Origin of the sequence: Dactylosporangium darangshiense (genome assembly GCF_039537565.1) — a bacterium.
Lineage (GTDB): Bacteria > Actinomycetota > Actinomycetes > Mycobacteriales > Micromonosporaceae > Dactylosporangium > Dactylosporangium darangshiense.
In genome coordinates this window covers 37,117-47,802 of the sequence record NZ_BAABAT010000066.1, presented here as the reverse complement: position 1 = coordinate 47,802, position 10,686 = coordinate 37,117, and the positions used below count along the sequence as shown (strand labels likewise).

Here is a 10,686-nt window from a genome sequence, read left to right as displayed (position 1 = left end):
CCGCAGCGTGGAGCCGGAAAGGCTCTGCATCCAACCCGGCTGCTGCCCGTGCCACGCCAGGGTGTGCCCGCGCACCTTCATGCCGCGCTGCGTGGCCCAGTTGTAGATCTGATCGCCGGCGCTGAAGCTGAACTGCCCCCGCTGGGGCTCGGTCGCGTCGATCTTCATCTCGTTCTCGGCCGTCACCATGTTGAACTCGCGCCCGGCGATGGTGGTGTACGTCGAGTCGCCGAGCCGGCCGCCCGCGATCGCCGTGCCGAAGTACCGGCCCGACTGCGCGGCGGCCGGGCCCAGGGCGCTCGCCGCCGCATCCGCCGACGGCATCATCACCGCGGCCGTGGCCACCGCCACGACACCGACCACGCCGGCGATCAGTGCTCTGACGGTGAGTGATCTCTTCCGTCGGGTCCCGCCACGAAGGGCGGAGGGGCTTCTAGCCACCTTGGCCTCCTTAGTTCCGAAACAAATGCGCCACGTGAGCGCTAACATGCTCGACCGGGCGCGACCTTGTGCGCCGACCGGACTGGTCAATCGGCGAGCGCCGAGCGGAACGTTCACACCTCGGACCGCGAGGTTGCCAGACCCCTTCAAAACATTCAAGAGTGACGACGCCTATTTTCGGCCGGGACGAGCCCGACAAGATGCTCAACCGTGCTATCTGTGCAGGTGAATGGCCTCCAAGAGGCGCAGAGAACCGAAGCTGGCACCCGAATCCAGGCGCGGAAGTTTCGCGAACGACTCGGCGGCCCGGCCGTTCATAACGGTTTCTCGAAAGGCAATTGCGGCCACCTCGCACGAACGTGGTGAATATGCCATGGTCCGCGATTTCGAAAATGCGTTGGCCGGCGGCACACCGGGCCTCTCAATGCCGATGACCGTCGGCGACAACACCGGTTCCGGTGCGGACCGAGCCGAAACGTACAGCGCAAGAAGTGGCTGCCGATTTTCGGTTATGTCGGGAGCACTTCCGCAGTCGAGAAACTGACCAGTCACAGATTTTCCTAGTTTCCTTGCCGGGTGGGTGCAACGCGCCTTGACACCTGTTCGTGGCACCTCTTAGCGTCAAGGAAAACGATTTCCGCCCAGTTTCCTGCTGCGCGCATCTCGTTGCGGCAAACCATCCCCCGTCAGCCGCCATCGCCTGGAAAGGAAAGACAGCAAGCATGTCGCAGACCATCCGAACACGCAGGCCGCGCGGAGGCCGGAGCATCGGGCTCATGGCGTCGGTCGCGGCCGCCATCGTGCTGGTGTCCGCCGGGTTCGTGCTCAGCCCGGCGTCGGCCGCCACCGCCGCCAACACGCTCGTCGTCAATGCGAGCCAGACGCTGCGCCCCGTGACCCACGTCGCGACCGGAAGCCTCTACGGACTCGCGAACGCGTCACAGCCCACACTGGCTCTGGCGCAGGCGATCAAGCCCAACACGTTCGTACAGATGCCCGCGGGCGGCCGCCAGCAGCCCACCGGTGACATCTCCGTCGTGGCGCCGACGGCCGTCGGCGTCGGCGCCAAGCTCGTCAACCGCCTCTCCGACTACTACGCCGGCTGGCCTTACCAGTTCAGCTGGGGTACGTGGACGCCCTTCATCAACTCGCAGATCACCGCGATGAAGGGGGCTTCGTACTACAACAGCATCTCCGCGTACGAACTGTGGAACGAGTCCGACAACACCTGGAACTCGGCGAACGGCACCTACGAGAGCTTCTGGACCACCACGTTCCGCCAGGTCCGATCGCTCGACCCGAACAAGCCGATCCAGGGCCCCAGTTTCTCGGACAACATCGGCGACATGCGGAACTTCCTGCAGAACGCCGTCGCCACGAACACCGTGCCCGACATCCTCGCGTGGCACGAACTCACCCGATCCTCCAAGATCGCCGGAGACGTGGCCGCCGTCCAGGCCATCGAGGATCAGCTCGGCATCAGCCGGCGGCCGATCGCCATCGAGGAGTACGCCGCGCCGGGCGAGGTCGGGCTTCCGGGCCCGCTGGTCGGCTACATCGCGAAGTTCGAACGCCTCGGCGTGCGCGACGCGGAGCTCGCCTTCTGGAACCAGTCCGGCACCCTCGGCGACCTGCTGACCGCCAGAGGCGGCAGCCCGAACGCCGCGTACTGGCTCTACACCTGGTACGCCGCGATGAGCGGCAACATGGTCGTCGCCACCCCGCCGGCGCAGACCGGCATCGATGGCTTCGCCGCGGTGCCGTCGGGCGGCAACCAGGTCAGCGTCATCGTCGGCAACTGCAACGGGTCCTGCGCCGTGACGGTCAACGGACTCAACGCGCTGAGCCTCGGCAGCACGGTCAGCGTGAAGGTCGAGCAGACGGTGTCGCTGGGCCGCACCGTCGCATCATCGGGGCCGAGCACCGTCTCCACCGCGACCTACACGCCGTCCAACGGCTCGATCTCCGTCCCGATCACGATGGCGACCAACAACGCGTACCGCATCACGATCACTGCCGGTTCCGGCGGCCCCCCGACCGACCTGGCCGGTACCTACCGCATCACCAACGCCAACAGCAACCTGCGGCTCGACACGCTGAACTCCGGGACCGCATGGGGCACCGCCGTCGTCCAGGCCACCGGCAGCAGCAGCACGTCGCAGATCTGGACGCTCACATCCGTCGGCAACGGGCAGTACAAAATCGTCAACCAGCTGAGCAACCTGGTCCTCGGTATCCAGAACGCCTCCACCAGCCAGGGAGCGACAGCCCTGGTCTGGGGTGACACGGGTACGGCCGACCACCTCTGGTCGGTGGACTCCGACGGCGCCGGGCACTACAAGATTCGCAGTGTCAACAGCGGCCTGGTCCTCGGCGTCACCAACATGAGCACCAGCTCGGGCGCGCAGGTACTGCAATGGGGCGACAACGGCACGGCAGACCACCTCTGGAACCTGGCCAGGGTCTGAGATCGACCGGACGGAACGACGGTTCGAAGATGAGCACGGGCGGGCGTGTCCGACGCCGGACCCACCCGCCCGTGCCCGCTAGCGCCGGCGCACGCCGAGCCGACGGCTGGCCCCATCGCGCGGCGCGGCGCGAACCACAGGTCATGTGCCCACGCGGAGCACCTCGCCGAGCTGCCGCCGACGGCGAAGGGCCGATTCGACGCGCACCACCGCGGCAGCCGCCACGACCAACGCGCCGGCGACCAGCCCGAGCTGCCACCACGGCGAGACCGTCGCCGGGTCGTTCGCCTGTCCGGTGAGGAGCCGCAACTCGAGGGGGCCGAGCGTGAGGCGGGCCAGCAGAATACCCAGCAACGGGCCGCCGACCGCGGCGACCACGGCCGGCGGTGACAGCTCGCCCGCGGCGATCCGGCGGACGTCGCGCGAGCGCAGACCGAGGGTGCGCAGCCGGGCCAGGGTCTGCCAACGCTGCGGCGCACCGGCCGCAGCCCCGAGGGCAAATCCCACGAGTCCGAGGACGAGCAGGGCCACGGCCGCGGTCCGGGCCAGCCGCAGCAGCCCCGACGTCAGGGGCGCGTCGCGGCGCTCCCGCAGCACCTCGGCGCGCAGCACGACGGTCGCGGCGACGTCGTCGGCCGGGAGCGCCCGAGCGGCTCCGGGACCGCTCACCCAGAGGGTGTTCGGGGTGGTGGGCAGGCCGGCGGCGGCGAGGCGGGCCGCGTCGACGATGACGACGGCATCGGCATCGCCGACGGCGGGTGAGGTGCCGACGGCGGCGAGGTCGATCGCGGGGGCGTTGTCGCGGGGCAGCTGCAGCCGCATGCCGGGGCGCAGGCTGCCGTCGTCGGAGCGTACGAGCGCGGGGACGGCGCCGCCCACGGTGGTCGTGAGCCGCGCCAGCGCCGGCGCGTCGGGCAGCGGTGTGGTGGCCAGCAGCCGCTGGAAGGCGGTGGCGTCCACCACGACCAAGCGGGGCGCGACGACCATCGAGTCGGCGATGACCCGCGCCCGGTCGGTCACCTGCGCGGCGACGACCTGCCGTACCCCGGGCGCCGCGGCCACGCGCTCGGCGAGCATGGGCGTGGATGCCTCGGCATCGGGGGCGATATCGAGGCGGGCGTCGGCGCCGACGGTTCGCCAGGCGCCGTCGATGAGGCCCTGTCCGGTGGTGGCGGCCAGGACAAGCGCGAACGAGGTCATCGCGGTGGCACTCGCGAGCGTCAGCAGCGGCAATGCGCGGCCGGAGGTCTCGGCCGCCTGGGCAGCGCCGAAGACGGCCAGGGGGCGGCGCGAGCGCAGCGCCCGCCGCAGCGCCAGGCGCGCCCCGGCGGGAAACAGCCGCAGCAGGACGAGCGCGGCGGCGAGGGCGCCGACGGCGGGTGCGCTGACCGGCAGGGCCGAGCCGGCGGGGGCGAGGCCGCGCTGGTGCAGCGCGGTGAACGCGGCGGCCGCGGCGATCAGGACTGCTGTTTCCAGGGCGGCGCGCCGCAGCCGGCCGGTGTCTCGGGCCCAGCGCCGGGCCGCCCGGTTGGCGGGCCGGCGCCGGTTGCGGGTCGCCCGGGCCGCGGTGAGGACGCCGAGGGCCGGACCGGCGGCGGCCGCCGCCACGAGGACGGGGACTATCCACGACCAGGAGACGCCAGGGGCGAGGGCGCGGGCCGCGGCCAGGCCGGCGGCCGCGGCGAGCAGCGCCACTGCCGCGGCCTCGAGCAGCAGCTCCGCGCCGATGTCGGGCAGGCCGGCTCCGCGCTGCCGGGCGGCGGTCAGCGCCGCGGCGCGGCGGCGGACCAGCAGGTCGGCGGCGAGGAGCAGCACGAGCACCGTGCCGAGCAGGATGCCGGCGAGGAGTACCGACGCCTGGGTGGACGCGGCATCGACCTGGGTCAGCGCGTCGTGCAGCACGGCATCGAGCTGCGACTCCCACCGCAGGGAACCGTCGGCGGCACCGGACGATCCCGACGTGGCCTTGAGCTCGACGACGGTGCGGCCGAGCCCGGCGGCCGTGGCCCAGCTGAGCGCGTCCGGCTGCGGCGCGAACCGGACGGTCTGCTGCAGCTGCTCGGCGTCGAAGGCCAGGCGGGCGTCGGAGAGCGACTCCCGCGACAGCAGGCCTGCCGTGCGCATGGTTCCCGCCCCGTCGGCGCCGGGCACCGGGCGCAGCAGCGCCGGGGCGAGGCGCCACACGGGGTCGGCGTCGTCGGCGGCCCGGAAGACGCCGCTCACTCGGACGTCCTTGACCTGCTGCTGCGTGTCCTTGAGCTGGATGTGGTCGCCGGTGCGCAGGCCGAGCGCGGCGGCGTCCGCCTCCGATAGACCGACCTGCACCGGCCAGGGCGGTGCGTTGAACGGAAGCTCGACGGACCGGTCGGGATCGATGGGGGTGGAACCGGGCGGGCCGCCCGTGATCCACGTGACGCCCGGTCCGCCGGCGTCGCCGGCCAGGTAGGTGAGCTGGAAGGTGCGCAGCACGCCGCCGTCGGTCACGTTGAGGACCGGGCTGGTGACGACGGCGACCGGCCGCTGCAGCGCCGCGCCCAGATCGGGGCCGAGCGCGTCCGACGCCCGGTCGCGGAAGGTGTCGACGTCCTCGGCGAGGTGCGGCATGCGGACCCGGCCACCGGTCGGTCCGTCGTCGGGTTCCCAGTCGGTCCGCACCAGCACGTCGGCGTCACCGCCGGCGCGATGGACCGCGTCCTGGACGGCGTCGTCGGCGGTGGCGCCCAGCAGGGGCGGCACCGCGCCGGCCAGCAGCGTGACCACGGCGACGATGGTGGCGGCGAGCAACAGCGGTCCGGCGTCGGCGCGAGCGCGGCCCCGGACGCTGGGCCAGTGCGGCGCGGGCACGAGACGGCGCACGGCCCGGCGCAGGGCAGTACCCCTCATGAGGCCACCCTGAGGTGCGCGGCGTCGGCGCGGCGGATCTGCACGGCGACCACCGCAGCGACCGCGAGCGCGCATCCGGCCAGCAGCGCCGCCAGCAGCAGGGCCTCAGCGCCCCACGGCCAGTGCGGCCGGGCGGCCGGGACGGGCGCGGCGCCGATCTCGGAGCGCACGAGCAGCGGCGCGACCAGGGCCGTGGCGAGCGCGCCGACGATCGCGCCCGCGGCGAGCAGCGGCACCAGCGTCGCGGCGTGCTGGCCGAACAGCACGCCGCGGATGTCGCGCCGGGACAGGCCGAGCCCGCGCAGGCGGGCCACCTCGAGCGCGCGCAGCTGCAGGTCGCAGGTGGCGTGCAGCACGACGCCGGCGAGCAGCAGCAGCCCGGCGGCCGGGATCAGCAGCCGCAGCGCAGCCGGCAGCCCGGCCCGCAATGGACCGCCGGTGAGGCGGTCGGTTTCCCCGGCCCGGGTGGTGACGGTGCCCAGCCGCAGTGCGGTTGCCCGCTCGGCGGCGCCGGTCTGCGTCGGGCGCCCGACCCACCAGGCGTCGACCGGGTAGGTCAGGTCGCCGACGACAGCCAATGCCCGGGACAGGGTGTCGAGGTCGGCGAGGACGGCGGCGGCGCCGGGTGCGCCGGGCACCGTTGGCAGCACCGTCGCGACGACGACCGGGACCGGCGTGGTGCCGACCGTGACGCTGAGTCGGGAGCCGGGGCGGGCACCGGTCTGCTCGGCGAACCGGGAGGAGACCGCGACGGGCACCCGTCCCGGGTCCGGGAACGCGGTCGCGACGAGGTTGTGCGCGGCGTCCGGATCGCCCCCGAGCTGGACGGTCGCCGCCAGGTTGAGGGTGGTACCGCGGGCCGAGCCGGCGATCGTGACCGTCGGGTCGATGAGCCGCCCCGGCGCCGGCGGCGCGGACGTGGCGGTCCACGGCGGTACGGGGTCCCGGTCGACGCCGGCGGACGGGGGCACGGTCAGCGCGACGGCAACCTTCACGCGGCCGGCGAGCGCCTCGACGTCACCGGCCGAGTCGGCGGACACCGGCAACGACACGGCGACCAGGCGCAGCCCGTCCGACGGGGCGCAGCCCGGCAGCGGCACCTCCCGGCCGTCGAGCGGCAGGGCCGCACCGGTACAGGTGGTGCGCAGGCCGCTGGCGTCCTGCACCAGCAGCCGGGGGGTCACGGTCAGCCCGGTCGCGCCGCCGGCGGTCCCTGACAACAGCAGCGTCGCCCCGGCCGGTACGGCGACGCCGACGACCGGGCCCGGCGGCGCGAGGGCGGCGCCGACGTCGGTCCAGGTGCGCTCGCCGTCGAGCCGGCCCCGCAGCAGCATGCCCGCGCGGGCGGTGTCGGCGGCGACGAGCCGCGGCACGGCACCGGTGCCACCGAGCCACTGCCCGACGGCGGTTCCGCGGTTGACGGCTGGGCTGACCGCGCCACCGGTGGCCTCGGCGACGGCCGCGCCCTGCCCGGCGACCGGCGGGCGGGCCAGGGCGAGCGCCAGGTCGGTGCCGACGGCCAGTTCGGCCTGGTCGGACTGCGATCGATGCCACGTGGCGTCAAAGGCGACACCGAAGGTGCCGGTGGCGCCGGCCAGCGCGACGAGCAGTCCCGCGGCGACCGCGTGCGGGCGGCGGGCGGCCTCGGCGGCGGCCAGCGGCATGATCAGCCCCCGGGTGCGGCGAGCCAGGCGGTCGATGCCGCGCAGGGCCGGCACCACCAGCCGCAGGGCCAGGGCGGCGCCCGCGGTGAGCAGCAGCGCCGGGGCGAGCACGCGGACCGCATCGACGCGGGCGGTGGCGCCGTCCGGCTGCGCGGACAGCTGCCACCACCCGGCGGCGGCGAATGCCACGAGCAGCAGGTCGATCCCGGAGCGGGCCAGCAGCTCACGCCGGTGGTGGCGGTCAACGGCCGGCGTCGGGCGCGGCGCCAGCAGGACGAGCAGCGCCGCGAGGGCCAGCGCACCGGTGGCGACGGCGAGCGCCTGCACGCCCGTCACGGCCGGCCCGGTGGCGAGCCCGGCGCCACGCAGCGGCGGCAGGTGGGTCAGGCCGGCGTGCACGGCCGACGAGCCGGGGATCGCCAGCGCCGCTGCGAGCAGGCCCAGCGCCCCGGCCTCGACGACCGCGGCGGCGGCCAGCTGCACACGGCGGATGCCCAGCGCCGACAGCAGGGTCGTCTCCTCCGCGCGGACCACGGCGGTCAGCCGGCCGGCCAGCGCGAGCGCGGTCGCGGCCAGGACCGCGCCGAGCGCGGCGACGGCGAGCACGACCGCACCCGTGACGCGCCGTTGCTCGTCGGCGGCGCGCAGCGTCAGCGGCAGATCGGATGAGACGCGCTCGAAATGCGCACGGTCGCCCAGCGCCGCGCCCAGCCGCCGGTCGGCATCGCTCACCGTCCCGGCCACGGCGTCCAGGTCCCGCCGCGACGGGGCGGACAGATCCGGATGCGCGCTGACCTCCAGCCGGTCCAGCGTCGCGCCGCTGTGGAGCAGAGCGGCGAGGTCGACGAGGAGCGGGCCGTAGACGTTGACCGGCTGCCCATAGCGTCCGTCGCGGTAGCCGGCGACGAAGCCGGCCGCGGCGAGCGAGTCGCGGTCCCAGCCGATACCCGGCAGCGGCCGCACGACGCCGACCACCGTGACGTCGAGCGCCGGGACGGGGGCGTGGGCGAGCTCCGCACCGAGGCGGACGCGGCTACCGACGGTCAGGCCGAGCGTCCGGGCGGTCGTCTCCAGCACCGCCGCCTCCAGCGGGCCGCCCGCACCGCCCGGCCAGTGCCCCTCGATCAGCTGCGCCTGGGCCGGCAGGGCGTCCATCGCCTCCAGGTAGGTCTGGGGCGGCACCGTAGTACCGGCGGCAAGGCCCGTGGGCAAGGCCCGCAGAACGCTCGACGCCCGGGTGGTCGTGGTCGCGGTGAACGGCGCGACCGCGGCGATCACCACGCCGCGGGTTTCGGCGGCGACTGCGGCCGCGTCGAATCCCTCGATGATTCCGGTATACGCGGTGACATCGACAGCTTCGGGGGCGGCCCGCGCCGCGGCGATCTCGAACGCCCGCTCGGCGGTGCGGGTCGTCAGGAGCGCGCAGGTGCCCAGCAGCGTCGCGCCGATCGTGACGACCCCGAGCAGGGCAAGCAACAGCCGCCACTGCGCGCCGGCGCGGCGGGCGAGCAGGGTCAGCATCAGCCCAGCCGACCGTCGTGGATGCTGATCACCCGGTCGGCCAGCGCCATCATCACCGCGTCGTGGGTCGACACCAGGGCGGTAACGCCCTCCGACTCGACCACGCCGCGCAGCAGCGCCATCACCGACAGCCCGGTCTCGGCGTCGAGCTGGCCGGTGGGCTCATCGGCGATGAGCAGCCGCGGCGAGGCGGCCAGGGCTCGGGCGATCGCCACCCGCTGCTGCTGGCCGCCGGACAGCTCGCCCGGGCGCTGCTGCGCATGCTCGGCCAAGCCCACCAGCTCCAGCAGCAGCGCGACGCGTCGCTCCCGGTCGGCGGCCGGCATCCGAGCCAGCCGTAGCGGCGCGGCGACGTTCTCCGCGGCCGACAGGACCGGGATCAGCCCGAAGGTCTGGAACACGTAGGAGACCTTCTCGCGGCGCAGCCCGGACAGCCCGTCCTCGTCGAGCGCGGTGACGTCGACACCGTCGATGTGCACGGTGCCCTCGTCCGGGCGGTCGAGCCCGCCGATGACGTTGAGCAGGGTGGTCTTGCCCGAGCCGGACCGCCCGACGAGCGCGACCATCGTGCCCGCGTCCACGTCGAACGACACGCCATCGAGGGCGTGCACGGCGACCGGTCCCCGGCCGAAGCGTCGGTGCACGTCGCGCACCCGCAGCAACGGCGCGCTCATCCGTCGCGATCCGTGTCCGGCCGGATCGTCACGTGGTCCGGCTCCAGCGCCAGGCGGACCCGGCGGGTCAACGCCAGCGCCTCGCGGAAGTCGCGCGGGATCTGGATCCGCCCGGCGCGGTCCATCACCGCGTACTCCTCGGCGATGACGTGTGAGTCGCCGGCCGCGTCGGTCGCCGTGCGTCGCAGCACCTCGCTGCTGGTGCGCCCGTCACGGATCGCCACGGTCCGCTCGACCTGGCCGCTCACCGCCGGGTCGTGGGTCACGACGACGACGGTGACCCCGAAGCGCCGGTTGACGTCCCGCAGCACCGCGAAGACCTCGGCCGCCGTGTCGGTGTCGAGCTCCCCGGTCGGCTCGTCGGCCAGCAGCACCCGCGGCTGGTTCGCGAGCGCCACCGCGATCGCCACCCGCATCTGCTGCCCGCCGGACAGTTGCTCAGGCCGGCGGTCGGCGAGTTCGTGGATGCCGAGCGCGTCCAGCAGCTCGCCGGTGCGGTTTCGGCGCTGCTTCGCCGGTGTGCGGGTGGCGGTCATCGGCAGGCCGACCATCTGCCGCGCGGTGAGGTAGGGAACGAGGTTGCTCGCCGTCTGCTGCCGGATGAACCCGACCGTACGCCGCCGGAACTCCACCCGCTCGGCCCGCGACATCGCCAGCAGATCCCACCGATCCACCCGCGCGCGCCCCGCTGTCGGCGCGTCGATGCCGGCCAGGATGGACAGCAGCGTCGACTTGCCGGAACCGGACGCCCCGACGACGGCGAGCATCTCGCCGCTGTTCACGGCCAGGTCGAGGCCTTGCAGCGCCTGAACCTCGACGGAACCGGATTGGTAGATCCGCACGAGACTCTCACAGACGATGAGCGCGTCCCGCCCGAACTCGGCCGCCCGCGGGGCCGGCGGCGGCAGTGACAGCGGGATGCCGGACATCGCCCTCCAATGCCGCGGTTGCCGGGGTTCGGGCCAGCATCCCACAAAGATCGACGCGGCATGCGTACCGCACCGTCCGCGACGACGCCGCCACCGCCCGCGACGA

At 73.9% G+C, this 10,686-nt stretch carries 6 protein-coding genes; 1 reads left to right on the top strand and 5 read right to left on the bottom strand.

Translation table 11 applies throughout. The features are described 5' to 3' along the window. A partial coding sequence (locus tag ABD901_RS53225) for an endo-1,4-beta-xylanase (RefSeq protein WP_345142480.1) occupies positions 1-363 on the bottom strand: 363 nt, incomplete at its 3' end. Positions 364-1,217: 854 nt separating this feature from the next. On the opposite strand from ABD901_RS53225, the gene ABD901_RS53220 reads away from it, so the two are divergent. Next, a complete protein-coding gene (locus ABD901_RS53220) occupies positions 1,218-2,909 on the top strand; it encodes an RICIN domain-containing protein (protein ID WP_345142478.1) in 1,692 nt (563 codons plus the stop codon). Positions 2,910-3,050: 141 nt separating this feature from the next. Here ABD901_RS53220 and ABD901_RS53215 read toward each other — a convergent pair whose 3' ends face one another. Genes ABD901_RS53215 through ABD901_RS53200 form a run of 4 tightly spaced genes read right to left on the bottom strand, consistent with a single transcriptional unit; the run spans position 3,051 to position 10,580 of the window. Further along, positions 3,051-5,792, bottom strand: a complete 2,742-nt coding sequence (locus ABD901_RS53215; RefSeq protein ID WP_345142475.1) for an FtsX-like permease family protein — start codon at positions 5,790-5,792, stop codon at positions 3,051-3,053. Beyond that, positions 5,789-8,977, bottom strand: coding sequence for an FtsX-like permease family protein (locus ABD901_RS53210; RefSeq protein ID WP_345142472.1), 3,189 nt, complete (start codon positions 8,975-8,977; stop codon positions 5,789-5,791). The genes ABD901_RS53215 and ABD901_RS53210 overlap by 4 nt, the downstream gene beginning before the upstream one ends. Next, positions 8,977-9,651 carry an ABC transporter ATP-binding protein gene (locus tag ABD901_RS53205; protein ID WP_345142470.1) on the bottom strand — a complete coding sequence of 225 codons (675 nt, stop codon included), beginning with the start codon at positions 9,649-9,651 and terminating at the stop codon, positions 8,977-8,979. Before ABD901_RS53205 ends, ABD901_RS53210 begins: the two co-directional genes overlap by 1 nt. Further along, positions 9,648-10,580, bottom strand: a complete 933-nt coding sequence (locus tag ABD901_RS53200; protein ID WP_345142467.1) for an ABC transporter ATP-binding protein — start codon at positions 10,578-10,580, stop codon at positions 9,648-9,650. Before ABD901_RS53200 ends, ABD901_RS53205 begins: the two co-directional genes overlap by 4 nt. Positions 10,581-10,686: the final 106 nt, after the last annotated feature.